1 protein-coding gene (cut by a window edge) is annotated in these 22,274 nt (G+C 68.6%); it reads right to left on the bottom strand.

Features of this window, described 5'->3' with window-relative positions; genetic code table 11:
* A protein-coding gene (locus tag K4G22_RS27425; RefSeq protein ID WP_228083142.1) for a type I polyketide synthase crosses the window boundary here: on the bottom strand, nucleotides 1-22,274 show its start. 24,787 nt of this gene lie to the left of the window's left edge; only the first 22,274 of its 47,061 coding nucleotides appear in the window; its start codon is at nucleotides 22,272-22,274; the stop codon falls past the left edge of the window.

The following is a 22,274-nucleotide window of genomic DNA, read 5'->3' as shown; positions in this document are numbered from 1 at the left end:
GTGTCGGCACCCACCACACCACGGACCGCATCACCCGGCTCAGAACCCCACACCACCGCACGGTGATCCAACACCGCACGCGAGGAAAGCAACGCCCACCCCACATCCACCGCGTCAAACCCAACCGCCACATCCGACAAACGCGCCAACTGCCCCGTCAACGCCTCCGCACCACCAGCGGAAACCACCCACGGAAGCGTCGCCCCCTCCCACACCGGACCACGATCCGCCGCGACCACCACCGCACCAGGCACCTCATCCACCGGCGCCTGCTCCACAATCACATGCGCATTCGTCCCACTAATACCAAACGACGACACACCCGCCCGACGACCCCCACCCCCATCCACCCATTCCCGCGCCTCCGACAACAACGACACCGCACCCGCCGACCAATCCACATGCTCCGACGGCTCATCAATATGCAAACTCCGCGGCAACACCCCCGCCCGCAACGCCATCACCATCTTGATCACACCCGCAACACCCGAAGCCGCCTGCGTATGACCAATATTCGACTTCAACGACCCCAACCACAACGGCCGATCATCCGGCCGACCCTGCCCATACGTCGCCAACAACGCCTCAGCCTCAATCGGATCACCCAAAGGAGTACCAGTCCCATGCGCCTCCACCACATCCACATCACCCACCGAAAGACCCGCATTAGCCAACGCCGCCCGAATCACCCGCTGCTGCGACGGACCATTCGGCGCCGTCAACCCATTCGACGCACCATCCTGATTAATCGCCGAACCCCGCACCACCGCCAACACCCGATGACCCTTACGCCGCGCATCCGACAACCGCTCAACAACCAGAACACCAACCCCCTCCGCCCACCCCGTACCATCCGCCCCCGAAGCAAACGGCTTACACCGACCATCAGCCGCCAACCCACGCTGCCTACTGAACTCAACGAAGATGCCCGGCTTCGGCATGACCGTCACACCGCCGGCCAGCGCCATCTCGCACTCACCATTGCGCAGTGACTGAACAGCCAGATGCAGCGCCACCAGCGAAGAGGAGCACGCCGTGTCCACCGTCAGCGCCGGGCCCTCAAGCCCGAGCGTGTAGGCGACGCGGCCGGAGATCACGCTCGTAGTGGTGCCGGTGAGGGAGAAGCCCTCGGCCACGTCCGGCGTGTGCTGGAGGTCCACGAGATAGCTCGGATAGCCGGCGCCGACAAAGACACCGCTGGCCGTGCCCTTCAGCGAGGTGGGCGGCAGTCCGGCGCGCTCCAGGGCCTCCCACGAAGCCTCAAGGAGGAGCCGCTGCTGCGGATCCATGGCCAGCGCCTCACGCGGGCTGATCCCGAACAACTCCGGATCGAACTCGGCCGCGTCGTAGAGGAATCCACCCTCGCGGGCATAAGTGGTGCCCGAGTGGGACGGGTCCGGGTCATAGAGCGCGTCGAGGTCCCAACCACGGTCGGTCGGGAACGCCCCGACCGCGTCCACGCCCTCCTCGACCAACCGCCACAGCTCCTCGGGCGAGGACACCCCACCCGGGAAACGGCACGCCATCCCGACAATCGCGATCGGCTCATCCACGGCGACCGCGGCACGCGACACCGCACCCGACGAGGCGACGACCGTCTCCTCAGCGCCCTGCCACACCTGGCCCAACACAAACGCACCCAACGCGGCCGGCGTCGGATAGTCGAACACCACACCCGCCGGCAACCGCACACCCGTCGCCGAAATCAACCGGTTACGCAACTCCACACCGGTCAACGAGTCGAAGCCCAACTCCTTGAACGACCGCTCAACCGCCACCGCCCGCGCGGAACCATGGCCCAGGACAGACGCCACATGGCCGCGCACCAGGTCCACCACATGGCGTTCCCGTTCGCTGTCCGTGCCCAGCCCTGCCAGCGTGCTGGCGAGCGCACCGCCGGCCGCGCCCGAGGCGGCTCCCACCGCGCGCCGGCCGGAGACCCGCACCAGCCCTCGCAGCAGCGAGGGCACGACGGCACCGCGTTCCGCACGGCCCCGCAGCCCGGCGACATCCAGCCGCGCCGCCACGACCAGTCCCTCGTCCACACCACACGCCACGTCGAAGAGCTTCAGGCCCTCGGTGGCCGACAGGGCGACGACTCCGGAACGTCCCAGACGAGCGACATCGGCCTCGTCCAGCTCGCCGCCCATGCCACCCACGCCGCCCCACAGGCCCCAGGCGAGTGAGGTGGCGGGCAGACCGTTGGCCCGACGATGCGCCGCCAACGCATCCAAATAGGCATTGGCCGCCGCATAATTCGCCTGCCCCGGATTACCGAACACACCCGCAGCCGAAGAATAAAGAACAAACATCGCCAACCCAGCATCCCGCGTCAACTCATGCAAATTCCACGCCGCCTCCACCTTCGGCCGCATCACCCGCCGCAACTGCTCCAACGTCAACGAACCCACCAACCCGTCATCCACCACACCAGCCGCATGCACCACACCAGTCAACGGAAACTCAACCGGAATCGCAGAAAGCACCAACGCCAACTCACCACGATCAGCAACATCACACGCCACAACCTCCACCCGCGCACCCAACCCAACAAGCTCCCCCACAAGCTCAACAGCACCCGGCGCATCCAAACCAGCACGACTCGTCAGAACAAGAGACCTCACACCACGCTCAACCACCAAATGACGAGCCAACAACGAACCAAGCGTCCCCGTACCACCCGTAACCAACACCGTGCCATCCGGATCAAGACCAACCGGCACCGTCAACACAATCTTGCCAACATGCCTAGCCTGACTCATAAACCGAAACGCATCAGGCGCCCGCCGCACATCCCAAGACCGCACCGGCAACGGACGCAACACACCCCGCCCAAACAAAACCAACAACTCCCCAAGCATCTCCCCAATCCTATCCGGACCCGCATCCCGCATATCAAACGCCTCATACACAACACCCGAATGCTCCCGAGCAACCCGCTCCGGATCACGAATATCCGTCTTACCCATCTCCAAGAACCGCCCACCACGCGGCAACAAATCAAGAGACGCATCAACAAACTCCCCCGCCAACGAATCCAACACCACATCCACCCCAGCACCACCCGTAACAGCCAAGAACGCATCCCGGAAACCCACATCACGCGAAGAAGCGATCCGCTCCCCCGCCACCCCCAACTCCCGCACCACCGACTGCTTCGCCTCACTCGCCGTCGCAAACACCGTCGCACCCAAATACCGCGCCAACTGCACAGCCGCCATCCCCACACCACCAGCAGCCGCATGCACCAACACCGACTCCCCAGCCCCCAACCCAGCCAAATCCACCAACCCGTAATACGCCGTCAAAAACACCACCGGAACCGAAGCCGCCTCCTCAAACGACCACCCCTCCGGCATCCGCGCCACCAACCGACCATCCACCCTCGCCAACGGACCAAACCCACGCTGAATCAACCCAAACACCCGATCCCCCACCCCCACATGCCCAACACCCGAACCCACCTCAACCACCACACCAGCAGCCTCACCACCCAACACCGCCTCCCCCGGATACATCCCCAACCCCATCAACACATCACGGAAGTTCAACCCACCAGCACGCACCGCAACCCGCACCTCACCCGCACCCAACACACCCCCCGCACCCGGCTCCGCCACCAACGCCAACGAATCCAACGTCCCCCCACCCACCGACTGCACCGACCACGCCACCTCACCCACCGGCGCCACCAACCCACCACCAACCGCCGACACCCGCACCAAACGACCCACCAACACCACACCACCCCGCACCACCACCTGCGACTCAACCCCAACGAGGAGTGAGGAGACCGCCACCGCGATGGCCTCCTCCGAGACGGGAGCCGCCGGGTCCAGGTCGGCGAGGAACACACGGTCGGGCAACTCCGCCTGGACCGAGCGCACCAGACCCCACACCGGAGCATGGGTCAGGTCGGTGACATCCTCGCCCGGGCCGCCGGCGACCGCGCCGCGCGTGACAACGACCAGCCGGGCACCCGTCAACCTCTCATCCGCCAGGAACTCCTGGACCAGCTTCAGGACCTCGCTCGTGGTCTCCACCGCATCATCGCCGCCACCCGACAGCAGGGGCAGCACCACCGTCGCCGGCATGGCGTCCTCGTCGGCGGACGCCAACAGCTCCGCCACGCCGGCGAAGTCGCCCTGTGGCCCCAGAACGGCCCACTCCGGCCGCTGCGCCTCCAGCACGTCCCCGGGCTGAGCCTGAGCCGGGGTCCACTCCAGGCGGAAGAGGGCATCCAGCTCCGAGGCGCCACCAACGGCAGCCGTCAACTGATCGGCCGACACCGGCCGCAACGCCAACGACTCCACCCGAGCCACCAACCCACCAGCACCATCCGCCACCACCAACGAGAACGCATCCGAACCCGCCGGCACCAACCGCACCCGCACCGACACCGCACCCGACGCCACCAACGACACACCCGACCACACAAACGGCAACCGAAGCCCCTGGCTGCCATCGGTCAGCAGAGCGTGCAGGGCCGCGTCCAGCAGCGCCGGGTGGATGCCATACCTGGCCGCGGCGGAGTGCTCCCGCTCCGGCAGCTCGACCTCGGCGAAGACCTCCTCACCACGCCGCCAAGCCGCACGCAACCCCTGGAACACCGGCCCATACCCATAGCCGGCGGCCTCGGCCTCCGCATAGAAGGCGGTGAGGTTCAGCGCCTCGGCCTCCCGGGGCGGCCACGTCTCCAGGCCCGTGGCGGCGTTGGTCTCCGCGGCCTCGGCGACGAGGAGACCGTCGGCGTGGCAGGCCCACGCCTCTTCCGCCTGGGCGTTCTCCGGGCGGGAGTAGATCCGCACCTCACGCTGCCCGGCGTCATCCGGACCGCCCACCACGACCTGCACCTGAACGCCACCACGCTCGGGCAGCACCAACGGCGCCTGGAGCGTCAACTCCCGCACCTGCCCACACTGGACCTCGTCACCCGCGCGCACAGCCAACTCGACAAACCCCGTGCCGGGGAAGAGCACCGTGCCAACAACCGCGTGATCGGTAAGCCACGGCTGACCGCGCAACGAAAGCCGACCGGTCAGGACCAGGCCGCTCGCACCGGCCAGATTGACCGCCGCACCAAGCAACGGGTGCTCCGCCGCGCCAAGGCCGAGGCCCGTCGGATCGCCGCTGGTGTCACCCTCCAGCCAGTAGCGCCGCCGCTGGAAGGCGTAGGTCGGCAGGTCGACCTGGCGCAGGGACCGGCCGGCGAACGCCGCCCGCCAGTCCACGTCCGCGCCCCGCGCCCACACGCGGGAGAGCGCGGCGGTGAACGTCGCCACCTCGCCGTGCTCACGGCGGGTGGTGGCAACGAACGCGGTGGTGGTGTCGTTCTCGGGCAGGCACTCGGCGCCCATCGCGGTGAGGGTGGCGTCCGGGCCCAGCTCCAGGAACGTCGTCACCCCGGCCGCCCGCAACGCACCGACCCCATCGGCGAACCGCACCGTCGCCCGGACATGCGCCACCCAGTACTCGGCGGTCGCGATCTCGACGCCGGCCTCCTGGCCGGTGACATTCGAGATCACGGGAAGCGCGGGCGCACGGTAGGTCAGCGACTCGGCAACCCGCCCGAACTCCGCCAGCATCGGCTCCATCAACCGCGAGTGGAACGCATGCGAGACGGTCAACTTCCGTGTCTTCACGCCCTCTTCGGCGAACGTCGCGCGAAGCCGCTCGATGGCGGCCTCGTCACCGGCGACGACGACGGATCGCGGGCCGTTGACGGCGGCGATATCGAGATCGGTCAGCTCTCGGACCGTCTCCTCCGACGCCTGCACGGAGAGCATCGCCCCACCGGCCGGCAACGCCTGCATCAACGACCCACGCGCCGCCACCAACCGACAAGCATCCGCAAGGTCGAAAACCCCAGCCACATAAGCGGCGCTGATCTCACCAATCGAATGCCCGGCGACAAAGTCCGGCCGCACCCCAAACGACTCCACCAACCGCCACAACGCCACCTCAACCGCGAACAACCCCGCCTGAGTGAACACCGTCCGATCCAGATCGCCGCTGGTTTCGTCCTTGAGCACTTCACCCAACGGACGCGGCAACAACCCATCGAACCCCGCACACACCTCACCCAACGCCTCCGCGAACACCGGGAACGCGGCGGCGAGCTCCGCGCCCATCCCGGCCCGCTGCGCACCCTGACCCGTGAACAACAACGCCAACCGACCATCCACCACGGACTCCGGCGCCAACGAACCGAGACCGGAACGCAACTCCTCAGCGTCCCGACCCCACACCACCGCACGCGCCGGCAGCTCAGCACGGCCAGTCGCCAGCGACCAGCCGACGTCCGCCGCATCCAGCTCGTCGGTCGCGTCCGCGAGCCGGCCGGCCTGAGCCGTCAGGGCTTCCGCGTTGCGGGCGGAGAGGGTCCAGGGGAGGACGGGGAGCCGGTCGCCCGGCAGGACGACCGCACCCGGCTCGGCATCCTCTGGCGCCTGCTCCACAATCACATGCGCGTTCGTCCCCGAAGCACCAAACGACGACACACCCGCACGACGAGGACGCCCCGTCTCCGGCCAAGACCGCTCATCCCTCAACAACTCAACCGCACCCGCCGACCAATCCACATGCTCCGACGGCTCATCAATATGCAAACTCCGCGGCAACACCCCCTCCCGCAACGCCATCACCATCTTGATCACACCCGCAACACCCGCAGCCGCCTGCGCATGACCAATATTCGACTTCACCGACCCCAACCACAACGGCCGATCATCCGCCCGACCCTGCCCATACGTCGCCAACAACGCCTGCGCCTCAATCGGATCCCCAAGAGTCGTACCCGTCCCATGCGCCTCCACCACGTCCACATCACCCACCGACAACCCAGCACTCCGCAAAGCCTGCCGAATCACCCGCTGCTGCGACGGACCATTCGGCGCCGTCAACCCATTCGACGCACCATCCTGATTCACCGCCGAACCCGCCACCACCGCCAACACCCGATGCCCAAGACGCCACGCATCCGACAACCGCTCCACCACCAAAACACCAACACCCTCAGACCAACCCGTACCATCCGCCGCCGAAGCAAACGACTTACACCGACCATCAGCCGCCAAACCACGCTGCCGACTAAAATCAATAAACGTCACCGGCGTCGACATCACCGTCACACCACCAGCCAACGCCAAATCACACTCACCATTACGCAACGCCTGCACCGCCAAATGCAACGCCACAAGCGACGAAGAACAAGCCGTATCCACCGTCACCGCAGGACCCTCAAGACCAAACGTATAAGCCAAACGACCCGAAACCACACTCCCAGACGTCCCCGTCCCCACATACCCCTCAACATCCTCAGGAACCCGAGTCAAACGACTCGCATAATCGTGATACATCGACCCCGTAAACACACCCGTCCGAGAACCACGAACCCCATCCACCGAAATACCCGCACGCTCAAACGCCTCCCACGACGCCTCCAACAACAACCGCTGCTGCGGATCCATCGCCACCGCCTCACGCGGCGACACCCCAAACAACTCCGCATCAAAATCCGCCACATCATACAAAAACCCACCCTCACGCGCATAACTCTTCCCCCGCGCATCCGGATCCGGATCATAAAGCGACTCATCCCAACCACGATCCACCGGAAAACCACCCACCGCATCCCCACCCGCACGCACCAAACCCCACAAATCCTCCGGCGAACCCACCCCACCCGGATAACGACAAGCCATCCCCACAATCACCACCGGCTCATCCACCACACCAGAACCCGCCACAGCCCCCGACACCACCTCACCCACCACACCAGAACCCATCAACTCACCCAACACAAACCCCGCCAACGCCACCGGAGTCGGATAGTCAAACACCAACGTCGCCGGCAACCGCAACCCCACCAACTCACCCAACCGATTACGCAACTCCAACGCCAACAACGAATCAAACCCCAAATCCTTGAACGCCCGCTCCCCACCAATCACCTCACCCGACACATGCCCCAACACACCAGCCACCGCACCACGCACCACCTCCAACACCACACCCAACCGCTCACCCTCCACCACACCCGCCAACCGCCCAACCAACCCAGAACCACCAACCACACCACCCCGCACCACACGCCGACCACCCACCGACACCAACCCACGCATCACCGACGACAACCCACCACCACGAGCCACCCCCCGCAACACACCCCAATCAAACCGAACCCCCACCACCAAACCACCCAACCCCACACCCACATCAAACGCAGCCAACCCCTCATCCACCGACAACCCCACCACCACACCACCCGCAACCCCCACACCACGACCCAACACACCACCCGTCAACCCCGACTCCACACCCCACAAACCCCACGCCAACGAAACACCCGGCAACCCCAACCCACGCCGATACGCCACCAACCCATCAACAAAAGCATTCCCCGCCGCATAATTCCCCTGACCCGCATTACCAAGAATCCCGGCGAACGACGAGTACACAGCAAAGAGCTGGAGATCCATGTCCAGCGTCAGCTCATGCAGGTTGATCGCCGCATCGATCTTGGGCCGAAGAACGCGCTCAATTCGTTCGGCATCGAGATTCCGCACCAGTCCGTCGTCGAGTACGCCGGCCGCGTGCACCACCCCACGCAACGGGAACTCCGCCGGCACCAACGACAACGCCCGCGCCAACTCCTCCCGATCAGCCACATCACACGCCACCACCTCAACCATGGCCCCCACCGCCCGCAACTCCTCAACCAACCCCACCGCACCCTCAGCCGCCAACCCACGACGACTCGTCAACACCAAAGACCGCACCCCACAACGCACCACCAAATGCCGCGCCAGCAACCCACCCAACGTCCCCGTACCACCCGTAACCAACACCGTCCCACCCACATCAACCACACCAACCGAGGAGTCCACCCCAGACACCCCAGACACCCCAGCCCGCACCAAACGCGGCACCACCAACCCACCACCACGCACCGCCACCTGCGGCTCATCCAACGCCAACACCGAACCCACAACCGACGCCACATCCCCCGCAGCCCCAGCCCCAACCTCCTCAGGATCAAGATCCACCAAAACCAAACGCCCAGGATGCTCCGACTGAGCCGACCGCACCAAACCCCACACCGGCGCAGACACCAGATCCACCACACCACCACCAGCAGCCACCGCACCCCGCGTCACCACAACCAACCGACCATCCACAAACCGCTCATCCGCAAGCCAGGCGCACATCCGCTCCCACACCCGCAGCACCGAGGCGCGGGCGGCCGAGGCCGTATCGGTGCCATCGGTCCCGGCCGCGCACAGCAGGACCACGGAGGGTGCGGAACCATCGTCCGTCACGTCAAGGTCGGTCATGGTGGGCCCGGACAGGCCGAAGGTGTCCTCGCCCCAGACAACCCATTCGGCGGCGGGAACGGTCGCCGGCGTCGGCACCGCCGGCCAGTCCAGCCGGAAGAGTGTGTCGAGCCCCGCCTGCCCGGCCCCGGCGAGCTGGTCCTCGGCGACGTGGCGCAGCGTCACCGCGTCGACGGCGGCGACCGGTTCGCCGGTCGAATCAGCGATGCGGACGGAGACGGAGTCCTCCCCGAGAACCGCGAGCCGGACCCGCACCGAGGCCGCGCCGGCAGCGAGCAGGGAGACGCCGGACCAGGTGAACGGCAGACGCAGACCGTCGCCCGCGTCGAGCAGCATGGGGTGCAGGGCCGCGTCCAGGAGCGCCGGGTGGATGCCGAACGCGGCGGCCGGGGCGTGCTCCTCCTCCGGCAACGTCACCTCGGCGAAAACCTCCTCGCCCCGCCGCCAAGCCGCACGCAACCCCTGGAACACCGGCCCATACCCATAGCCAGCCGCAGCGACCTCAGCATAGAAACCAGAGACATCGACCGGCTCGGCGCCAGCAGGCGGCCACACCGTCAGATCCGGCCCCGCCGCCGCGTCCACCGCCGCGGCGACCAGCACACCCTCGGCATGGCAGGTCCACGGGAGTTCGGCGTCCGCGTCCTCCGGCTGGGAGTAGACGCGCACCTCCCGCTGGCCGGAGCCGTCGGCCGCGCCGACCACCACCTGTACCAGCACGGCTTCGCGTTCCGGCAGGGTGAGCGGCGCCTGTAGCGTCAGCTCCCGCACCTGGCCGCAGCCGACCTCGTCGCCGGCGCGGATCGCCAGCTCGACGAAACCGGTCCCGGGGAAGAGCACCGTGCCGCTGACGGTGTGGTCGACCAGCCACGGGTGGCTGCGCAACGACAGCCGACCCGTCAGCATCACGCCGCCGTCGCCGGCCAGCCGCACCGCCGCGCCCAGCAGTGGGTGCTCGGCCGCCGCCAGTCCGGCGCCACTCATGTCCGCTCGGCCGGCCTCCTCGACCAGCCAGTACCGCTGGCGTTGGAAGGCGTAGGTCGGCAGGTCGACCCGCTGGACGGCGCGGCCGGCGTAGAACGCGGACCAGTCGACGGAGGTGCCGTTGACCCACAACTCGGCCGCCGAGGCGATCAGTCGAGCCGCCTCGTCCTCGTTGCGGCGCAGGGTGCCGACGACCACACCGGCGACATCCGCGGTCTCCAGGATCTCCTGCACCGGCACCGTGAGAACCGGATGCGGAGAGACCTCCACGATGCGGCGGAAGTCCTGCCCCACGGCGTGGTCCATGGCATCGGCGAAGCGGACCGGCTGACGCAGGTTGCGATACCAGTACGCGGCATCCATCTCCGCCGTGTCCAACGGCTCCCCGGTCACGGCCGAGATCAACGGAACATCCGACGAACGCGGGCTGATCGGAGCCAGATCCGTCAGAATCTGCTCCTCGATCGCCGCCACATGCTCCGAATGCGACGCATAGTCCACCGGAACCCGACGCGCCCGCACCCCCGCCGCCTCAGCCACACCCATCAACGCCTCAAGACCAGCCACCTCACCCGCCACCACCGTCGCCGAAGGCCCATTGAACGCAGCGACCGACACCCCCTCAACAGACCCCAACAGCTCCACGACCCGCTCCGAACCAGCGGCCAGCGACACCATCCCACCACTACCGGCCAGCTCACGGATCGCCGCCGACCGCAACGCCACCACCCGCGCACCGTCCTCCAACGACAACCCACCCGCCACCACCGCAGCAGCGATCTCACCCTGCGAATGACCCACCACAGCCGACGGCACCACTCCGACGGACTCCCACACAGCGGCCAGGGACACCATCACCGCCCACAACACCGGCTGGACAACATCAACCCGCTCCAACCACCCCTCGTCCTCGCCCTCCAACACCCCCACCAACGACCAGTCCACCCACGGCGCCAACGCCGCCTCACACTCACCCAACCGCGCCGCGAACACCGGCGACGAGACGAGCAACCCACGCCCCATCCCGATCCACTGCCCACCCTGACCCGGGAAGACGAACACCGACCCCGAACCAGCATCAGCACCTACCACACCACGGACCACATCACCCGGCTCAGAACCCCACACCACCGCACGGTGATCCAACACCGCACGGGAAGAAAGCAACGCCCACCCCACATCCACCGCGTCAAACCCAACCGCCACATCCGACAAACGCGCCAACTGCCCCGTCAACGCCTCGACACCACCAGCGGAAACCACCCACGGCAGCGTCGCCCCCTCCCACACCGGACCACGATCCGCCGCGACCACCACCGCACCAGGCACCTCATCCACCGGCGCCTGCTCCACAATCACATGCGCATTCGTCCCACTAATACCAAACGACGACACACCCGCCCGACGAACACCCCCATCCACCCATTCCCGCGCCTCCGACAACAACGACACCGCACCCGCCGACCAATCCACATGCTCCGACGGCTCATCAATATGCAAACTCCGCGGCAACACCCCCGCCCGCAACGCCATCACCATCTTGATCACACCCGCAACACCCGAAGCCGCCTGCGTATGACCAATATTCGACTTCAACGACCCCAACCACAACGGCCGATCATCCGGCCGACCCTGCCCATACGTCGCCAACAACGCCTCAGCCTCAATCGGATCCCCCAAAGGAGTCCCAGTCCCATGCGCCTCCACCACATCCACATCACCCACCGACAACCCAGCATTAGCCAACGCCGCCCGAATCACCCGCTGCTGCGACGGACCATTCGGCGCCGTCAACCCATTCGACGCACCATCCTGATTAATCGCCGAACCCCGCACCACCGCCAACACCCGATGACCCTTACGCCGCGCATCCGACAACCGCTCAACAACCAAAACACCAACCCCCTCCGCCCACCCCGTACCATCCGCCCCCGAAGCAAACGGCTTACACCGACCATCAGCCGCCAACCCACGCTGCCGACTGAACTCAACAAACATGCCGGGCGTGGGCATCACGGTGACGCCGCCGGCCAGCGCCATCTCGCACTCACCATTGCGCAGCGCCTGAGCGGCCAGGTGCAGCGCGACGAGGGACGACGAGCAGGCGGTGTCCACCGTCACCGCCGGGCCCTCAAGGCCCAGGGTGTAGGCGACGCGGCCGGAGACGACGCTGGCCGTGCCGCCGGTCAGGGCGTAGCCCTCGACGTTCTGGGATGCCTCATGCAGCCGGGAGCCGTATTCCTGGGCGATCGCTCCGGCGAAGACGCCGGTCTGGCTGCCACGCAGCGAGGTGGGCGACAGTCCGGCGCGCTCCAGGGCCTCCCACGATGCCTCAAGGAGGAGCCGCTGCTGCGGATCCATGGCCAGCGCCTCACGCGGGCTGATCCCGAACAACTCCGGATCGAACTCGGCCGCGTCATAGAGGAATCCACCCTCGCGGGCATACGACGTACCCGAGTGGGACGGGTCCGGGTCATAGAGGCCGTCGAGGTCCCAGCCACGGTCGGTCGGGAACGCCCCGACCGCGTCCACGCCCTCCTCGACCAACCGCCACAGCTCCTCGGGCGAGGACACCCCGCCCGGGAAACGGCACGCCATCCCGACAATCGCGATCGGCTCATCCACGGCGACCACGGCACGCGACACCGCCCCCGACGAGGCGACGACCGTCTCCTCCGCGCCCTGCCACACCTGGCCCAACACAAACGCACCCAACGCGGCCGGCGTCGGATAGTCGAACACCACACCCGCCGGCAACCGCACACCCGTCGCCGAGATCAACCGGTTACGCAACTCCACACCGGTCAACGAGTCGAAGCCCAACTCCTTGAACGACCGCTCAACCGCCACCGCCCGCGCGGAACCATGGCCCAGGACGGACGCCACATGGCCGCGCACCACGTCGACGACATAGCGCTCGCGTTCCTCGGTGCTCGGCAGCGCGGCGAGGGCCGAGCCGAGGAGTCCGTCCACGCCCGTGCCAGCGCCGGCTTCGGCCGTCCGTCGGCCGGCGATCCGCACCAGGCCGCGTAGCACCGAGGGCACGGCCGTGCCGCGTTCCGCACGGCCCCGCAGCCCGGCGAAGTCGAGGCGGGCCGCCATGACGAGACTCTCGTCCGCGCCGCAGGCGGCGTCGAACAGCCGCAGTCCTTCGGCGGGTTCGATGGCGACCAGACCGGAGCGTCCCAGGCGGGCGACGTCGGCCTCGTCCAGCTCGGCGCCCATGCCGCCGGGACCGCCCCAGAGGCCCCAGGCCACGGAGACGGCGGCGAGCCCAAGGTCGCGGCGGTGGGCGGCGAGCGCGTCGAGGAAGGTGTTGGCCGCCGCGTAGTTGGCCTGTCCGGCGTTGCCGAGGAGTCCGGCGCAGGAGGAGTACGTCAGGAAGAGCCGGAGGTCGGCGTCGCGGGTGAGTTCGTGCAGGTTCCACGCGGCCCTGGCCTTCGGTCGCATGACCCGCTGGACCTGCTCGGGCGTCAGCGAGCTGACGGTGCTGTCGTCCACCACGCCTGCCGCGTGGACGACGCCGGTCAGGGGGTGCTCGGCGGGGATGGCGGCGAGCACGGCGGCCAGCTGGTCGCGGTCGGCCGCGTCGCAGCCGACGATCTCCACGCGTGCGCCCAACTCGACGAGTTCGGCGGCGAGTTCAGTGGCGCCAGGGGCGGTCAGCCCGGCGCGGCTGGTCAGCAGCAGCGAGGTGACGCCGCGCTCGGCGACCAGGTGGCGGGCCAGCAGCGCGCCCAGCGTGCCCGTGCCGCCGGTGATCAGCACCGTGCCGTTCGGGTCAAGGCCGGCCGGCACCGTGAGCACGATCTTGCCGATGTGCTTGGCCTGGCTCATAAAGCGGAATGCTTCGGGCGCCCGCCGCACATCCCAGGACCGCACCGGCAACGGACGTAGCACGCCCGCCTCGAAGAGCCGCACGATCTCGACGAGGAGCTCCTGGGTGCGTTCCGGCCCGGCCTCGGCCACGTCGAAGGCCCGGTAGGTGACGCCGGGGTGTTCCCGCGCCACCTGTTCGGGGTCGCGGATATCCGTCTTGCCCATCTCCAGGAACCGCCCGCCACGCGGCAGGAGTTCCAGCGACGCGTCGACGAACTCCCGCGCCAGCGAGTCGAGTACCACATCCACACCGGCACCATCGGTACCGGCCAGGAACACATCGCGGAAGTCCAGATCACGCGAGGACGCGATCCGCTCCCCCGCCACCCCCAACTCCCGCACCACCGACTGCTTCGCCCCACTCGCCGTCGCGAACACCCGCGCACCCAAATGCTGCGCGACCTGCACAGCCGCCATCCCCACACCACCGGCGGCGGCATGGATCAACACCGACTCCCCAGCCCGCAACCCAGCCAGATCCACCAGACCGTAGAAGGCCGTCAGGAACACCACGGGGACCGAGGCGGCCTGCTCGAACGTCCAGCCCTCCGGCATTCGGGCGACCAGCCGCGCATCGACCACGGCCGATGTACCGAAGCCCTGCGGGATCAGCCCGAACACCGAGTCCCCGACGGCCACATGCTCGACATCGGCGCCGACCTCGACCACCACACCGGCGGCCTCGCTGCCGAGCATCACCTCACCCGGATACATCCCCAACCCCATCAACACATCACGGAAGTTCAACCCCGCCGCACGCACCGCCACCCGCACCTCACCCACACCCAAACCACCCAACACCCCAGGAGCCGGCACCAACGCCAACGACTCCAACGTCCCACCACCCAACACATCCAACCGCCACGCCACCTCACCCACCGGCGGCACCAACCCCCCACCAACCGCCGACACCCGCACCAACCGAGGCACCAACAACACCCCACCCCGCACCACCACCTGCGACTCACCACCAGCAACCACCCGCCCCAACACCGAAACAACACCATCCACACCCGGCTCCACGTCCAACAGGACGATCCGGCCCGGGTGTTCTGTCTGCGCCGACCGCAACAGACCCCAGACGGGGGCGGTGGGCAGGTCCGTCAGGTCACCGTCGCCGCCGGTGGTGACCGCGCCGCGCGTGGCCACGACCAGCCGCGTCTCGGCGTAGCGTTCGTCGGCCAACCATGCGGTCAGGGTGGACAGCACTGCGAGGACGGTGTCCGCCGCGGCCTCGGCGACGTCGTCATCCGACCCGTCCAACGTGAGGACGGGAAGCAGCACATACGAGGGAACGTTCCCGTCGCTGGCGAGTTGGTCGAGGTCCGTGCCGGTCCGAAGGAGGTCCAGGCCAAGGCTGTCGGTGCCCAGCACCGCCCAGTCCTCCGGCGACAGCGGCTCGTTGGCCGCGTCCGCGGCGATGGGCGTCCAGTCCAGCCGGAACAGGGAGTCCCGCTCGACCTGCTGCGAGAGCGAGAGTTGGCCGGCCGAGACCGGGCGCAGTGCGAGGGACTCGATCGCCGCCACCGGCTGGCCGGCGGCGTCGGCGACGGTGATCGTGTAGCTGTCGGCGCCGCCGGGGGTGAAGCGTGCGCGCAACTCGGTGGCGCCCGAGGCGGCGAGTGAGACGCCGGACCAGGCGAACGGAAGCCGCAGTCCGCGTCCCGCGTCAAGCAGCAGGCCGTGCAGGGCGGCGTCCAGCAGGGCGGGGTGCAGGCCGAACCGGGGCGCGTCGCCCTGAACCGTCTCCGGGAGGGCGACCTCGACAAAGACCTCGTCGCCGCGCCGCCAGGCGGCCCGCAGGCCCTGGAACACCGGGCCGTACTGATAGCCGTCCGCATGGGCGGTGGGGTAGAAGGCCGAGACATCGACCGCTTCGGCACCCTGCGGCGGCCAGGCCACCAGGTCGCTGCCCGCGATTGAGGGTGCCTGCTGGCCGAGGACGCCGTCGGCGTGGCAGGTCCACGCGTCCTCGGTTTCGGCGTTCTCCGGGCGGGAGTAGATCCGCACCGCCCGGTGCCCCACCTCGTCGGCGACGCCGACGACGACCTGTACCTGGACGCCGCCTCGCTCGGGCAGCGCGAGCGGTGCCTGGAGCGTCAGCTCCCGCACCTGCCCGCACTCCACCTCGTCGCCGGCGCGGACGGCGAGCTCGACAAAGCCGGTGCCGGGGAAGAGGACGGTGCCCGCGATGGCGTGGTCGGCCAGCCACGGGTGGGTGCTGAGGGCGAGCCGCCCCGTCAGCATCACCCCGCCCTCGGCCGCCAGATTGACCGTGGCGCCCAACAGCGGATGCCCGGCAGCGCTTTGACCGAGCCCGGCCGGATCGCCACCGGTCTCACCCGCCAACCAGTAGCGACGCCGCTGGAAGGCGTAGGTCGGCAAATCGACCTGGCGCAGGGACCGGCCGGCGAACGCGGCCCGCCAGTTCACATCCGTGCCCCGGGCCCAGACCCGGGAGAGCGCGGCGGTGAACGTCGCCACCTCGTCCCGTTCACGGCGAGTGGTGGCAACGAACGCGGCGGCGGTGTCGTCCTCCGCGAGGCACTCGGCACCCATCGCGGTCAACGTGGCGTCCGGGCCCAGCTCCAGGAACGTCGTCACCCCAGCCGCCCGCAGCGCACCGACCCCGTCGGCAAACCGCACCGTCGCCCGGACATGCGCCACCCAGTAGGCGGCGGTCGCGATCTCGACGCCGGCCTCCTGGCCGGTGACATTGGAGATCACGGGAAGCGCGGGCGCACGGTAGGTCAGCGACTCGGCAACCTCCTCGAAGGCCGCCAGCATCGGCTCCATCAACCGCGAGTGGAACGCATGCGAGACGGTCAACTTCCGTGTCTTCACGCCCTCTTCGGTGAACGTCGCGCGCAACGCCTCGATGGCGGCCTCATCGCCGGCGACCACCACCGACTGCGGACCGTTGACGGCGGCGATATCGAGATCGGTCAGCCCGCGAACCGTCTCCTCCGACGCCTGCACGGAAAGCATCGCCCCGCCCGAAGGCAACGCCTGCATCAACGACCCACGCGCCGCCACCAACCGACAAGCATCCGCAAGGTCGAAAACCCCAGCCACATAAGCGGCACTGATCTCGCCGATGGAGTGACCGGCGACAAAGTCCGGCCGCACCCCGAAGGACTCCACCAACCGCCACAACGCCACCTCAACCGCGAACAACCCCGCCTGAGTGAACACCGTCCGATCCAGATCGCCGCTGGTTTCGTCCTTGAGCACTTCACCCAACGGACGCGGCAACAACCCATCGAATCCGGCACACACCTCGTTCAACGCCTGGGCGAACACCGGGAACGTGGCGGCGAGTTCCGCGCCCATCCCAGCCCGCTGCGCACCCTGCCCCGTGAACAACAACGCGAACCGACCATCCACCACGGACTCCGGCGCCAACGACCCCAGCCCAGCGATCAGTTCACCAGCATCCCGACCCCACACCACCCCACGCGCCGACAACCCCGCCCGCCCGTTGACCAGCGACCACCCCACATCCGCCGGCTCCAACTCCCCCACCACCGCAGCCAACCGCTCCGCCTGCGCCACCAACGCCTCACCCGAATGGGCGGAGAGCACCCAGGGCACCACCGGAAGCGCGTCACCCGGGACCACCAGCGGGCCCGGTTCGGCGTCCTCGGGGACCTGTTCGACGATGACATGCGCATTGGTGCCGCTGATACCGAACGACGACACGCCGGCCCGGCGCGGACGGCCCTCGTCCGCCGTCCACTCCCGCTCGTCGGCGAGCAGCTCAACGGCGCCGGCGGACCAGTCCACGTGTTCCGAGGGGGCGTCGATATGGAGGCTGCGGGGCAGGACGCCCTCCCGCATCGCCATGACCATCTTGATCACGCCCGCGACACCGGCGGCGGCCTGCGTGTGGCCGATGTTCGACTTCAGCGAGCCCAGCCACAGCGGCCGGTCCTCGGCGCGGCCCTGGCCGTAGGTGGCGAGCAGCGCCTGGGCCTCGATCGGGTCGCCGAGGCGGGTTCCCGTGCCATGTGCCTCGACCGCGTCAACGTCGCCGGTCGCGAGGCCCGCGTTGGCCAACGCGGCGCGGATGACGCGCTGTTGGGAGGGCCCGTTGGGCGCGGTTAGTCCGTTCGACGCGCCGTCCTGGTTGATCGCCGAGCCCTTCACCACGGCCAGCACCCGGTGGCCGTTGCGCCGCGCGTCCGACAGCCGTTCCAGTACCAGGACGCCGACGCCCTCGCTCCAGCCGGTGCCGTCGGCCGCCGAGGCGAACGGCTTGCAGCGGCCGTCGGCGGCCAGGCCGCGCTGTCGGCTGAACTCGACGAACATGCCGGGCGTGGGCATCACGGTGACGCCGCCGGCGAGCGCCATCTCGCACTCGCCGTTGCGCAGCGCCTGAGCCGCCAGATGCAGCGCGACCAGCGACGACGAGCACGCCGTGTCGACCGTCACCGCCGGGCCCTCAAGGCCGAAGGAGTAGGAGACGCGGCCGGAGACAACGCTCGCGGCGCCGCCGGTCAGGGCGTAGCCCTCGACGCGTTCGGACGCCTCGTGGAGTCGGGTGCCGTAGTCCATGGACATGGCGCCGGCGAAGACGCCGGTGCGGCTACCGCGCAGCGAGGTGGGCGGCAGCCCGGCCCGTTCAAGGGCCTCCCAGGAGGTTTCCAGGAGCAGCCGCTGCTGGGGGTCCATGGCGAGCGCTTCGCGCGGGCTGATGCCGAAGAACTCGGCGTCGAAGTCAGGGGCGTCGTGGAGGAAGCCGCCTTCGCGGGCATAGGACGTTCCCGAACGTGACGCGTCGGCGGCGTGGAGGCTGTCGAGATCCCAGCCGCGGTCGGTCGGGAAGGGGGTGAGGGCGTCGCGGCCTTCGGTCACCGCGCGCCACAGGTCCTCGGGGGAGGTGATGCCGCCGGGGAGGCGGCACGCCATGCCGACGATGGCGATCGGTTCGTCGGACACGGCCGGTCCGGTGACCTGGATGGCGGTGTCCTCGTGCAGGTCGAGGAGGGCGGCGCGGAGGTGGGAGGCGAGGGTTTGGGGGGTGGGGTAGTCGAAGAGCAGGCCGGAGGGGAGGGGGAGTTCGGTGGCTGCGGCGAGGCGGTTGCGGAGTTCGACGGAGGTGAGGGAGTCGAAGCCGATGTCCTTGAAGAGCCGGCCGGTGTCGATGGTGTCGCCGGGGGCGTGGCCGAGGACGATGGCGATCTCTGCCGTCACTCGGTCGAGGACGGCGCGGCTCTGCTCGGCGGCTGTCAGTCCGGCGAGTCGTTGGCCCCAGGCGGTGACGGGCTCCGGTTGGGCGTCGAGAGGCTCGTCGTCGTTGGCCGGTGTGGTGGCTTCGGGGAGTTCGGGGGGTGTCTGGGCGATGGCGGTGGCGTTCTCGGGCCGCACCCAGTAGCGCTTGCGTTGGAAGGCGTAGGTCGGCAGGTCAATGCGGCGGACGGCGCGGCCGGCGTAGAGCGTGGTCCAGTCGACGGGGGTGCCGTTGACCCACAACTCGGCTGCTGAGGCAACCAGTTGGGATGTCTCGTCCTCGTTGCGGCGCAGGGTGCCGACGACGACGGCGGTGGTTTCCGAGGTGTCCAGCAGGTCCCGTACGGCCATCACCAGGACGGGGTGCGGGGAGACCTCGACGACGCGGCGGAACCCCTGCTCGACCGCGTGGTTCAGCGCGTCCGCGAAGCGCACCGGCTGACGCAGGTTGCGATACCAGTACGCGGCATCCATCTCCGCCGTGTCCAACGGCTCCCCGGTCACGGCCGAGATCAACGGAACATCCGACGAAGCCGGGCTGATCGGAGCCAGATCCGTCAGAATCCGCTCCTCGATCGCCGCCACATGCCCCGAATGCGACGCATAGTCCACCGGAACCCGACGCGCCCTGATCCCCGCCGCCTCAGCCACAACCATCAACGCCTCAAGACCAGCCACCTCACCCGCCACCACCGTCGCCGAAGGCCCATTGAACGCCGCGACCGACACCCCCTCAACAGAACCGAGGAGTTCGGCGACCCGCTCCGGACCAGCCGCCACCGACACCATCCCACCACTACCGGCCAGCTCACGGATCGCCGCCGACCGCAACGCCACCACCCGCGCACCATCCCCAAGAGACAACCCACCCGCCACCACAGCAGCCGCGATCTCACCCTGCGAATGCCCCACCACCACCGACGGCGACACCCCCACCGACTCCCACACAGCCGCCAGCGACACCATCACCGCCCACAACACCGGCTGCACCACATCAACCCGCTCCAACCACCCCTCATCCTCACCCTCCAACACCCCCACCAACGACCAGTCCACCCACGGCGCCAACGCCGCCTCACACTCCCCCAACCGCGCCGCGAACACCGGCGACGACACCAACAACCCACGCCCCATCCCGATCCACTGCCCACCCTGACCCGGGAAGACGAACACCGAGCCCGCGCCGGTGTCGGCGCCCACCACACCACGGACCACCTGTGCGGCGGCGTCGCCGGTGCCCACGGCGCGCATCCCGGCGACGAGTTCGTCGGCCGAGTCGCCCCACACCACCGCGCGGTGTTCCAGCGCCGAACGTGAGGAGAGCAGCGACCAGCCGACGTCCACCGGGTCGTGGTCGGCGACCACCGAGGCCAGTTGCCTGGCCTGCCGTTCGAGGGCCTGGGAGCCGCGCGCGGAGACCAGCCAGGGGAGGACGGGACGGGAGCCGGGAAGGGCGGGTTCGCCGGAGACGACCTGGGTGCGGGTGTCGGCGGCCTCGCTCGGCGCCTCGGCGAGCACGATGTGGCAGTTGGTGCCGCCCATGCCGAAGGCGGAGACGCCGGCGACGAGCGGCCGGTCGGTCCGTGGCCACTCGCCGTGTTCGGCTCGCACCCGGAGGCGCAGTTCGTCGAGGGGGATCTCCGGGTTGGGGCTCAGGTAGTTGAGGCTGGCGGGCAGTTCGCGGTGGTGCAGGGAGAGCGCGACCTTGAGCAGCCCGGCGATGCCGGCGGCGCCTTCGAGGTGGCCGATGTTGGTCTTGACGGAGCCGACGGCGAGGGGGTGGTCGGCGTCGCGGTCGGTACCCAGGGCTGCGCCGAGGGCGGCGGCCTCGACGGGGTCGCCGCGTCGGGTGCCGGTGCCGTGCAGTTCGACGTACTGGACGTCGCGGGGGTCGACGCCGGCCTGGGCGTAGGCGTCGCGGAGGACCTGCTCCTGGCCGTCGGTGGTGGGGACGGTGAGGCCCTCGCCGCCGCCGTCGTTGTTCATGGCGCTGCCGAGGACGACGGCGTAGACGGTGTCGCCGTCGGCGATGGCCGCTTCGAGGGGCTTGAGCACGACGAGCCCCGCGCCTTCGCCGCGCACATAGCCGTTGGCGCGGGAGTCGAAGGTGTAGCAGCGGCCGTCCGGGGAGAGGGCGCCGAACTTGGCGGTGCCGACGGTGCTTTCGGGGATCAGGTTGAGGTTGACGCCGCCGGCGATGGCGATGTCGCAGGCGCCGCTGCGGAGGTTCTCGCAAGCCAGGTGGATGGCGACGAGGGACGACGACTGGCCGGTGTCGACGGTCATGCTGGGGCCGCGCAGCCGCAGGGCGTAGGAGACGCGGTTGGCGATGATGCTGCGGTGGAGGCCGGTGACGGTGTGGGCGTTGATGTCCTGGGCGCCGTGCCGGTAGAGGAGTGTGGCGTAGTCGTCCCAGATGGCGCCGAAGAAGACGCCGGTCTTGGTGGTGCCGAGGGAGGCGGGGACGATGCCGGCGTGCTCCATGCCCTCCCAGCTCAGTTCGAGCATGAGGCGCTGCTGGGGGTCCATGGCGGCGGCTTCGCGGGGCGAGATGCCGAAGAAGGCGGCGTCGAAGCGGTCGACATGGTCGAGGAAGCCGCCCCAGCGGGTGTTCATCTTGCCGCGGCTGGAGAAGTCCTCGTCGAAGTAGGTGTCGGCGTCCCACCGGTCCGCTGGTATGGAGGTGATGGCGCTGGTGCCGGTTTTCAGCAGCTCCCAGAAGGCGTCCGGGTTCGGGGCGGCTGGCAGTCGGGACGCGAGGCCGACAATGGCTATTTGCCCGTCATACCTCTCGTTCTTCCGTCCGGGAATCGTGGTCGTGGCGGGGATGCCCGAATCTGCCAC

The sequence above is a fragment of the Streptomyces profundus genome, assembly GCF_020740535.1.
Lineage (GTDB): Bacteria > Actinomycetota > Actinomycetes > Streptomycetales > Streptomycetaceae > Streptomyces > Streptomyces profundus.
This window is presented reverse-complemented; position numbering and strand designations above follow the sequence as displayed.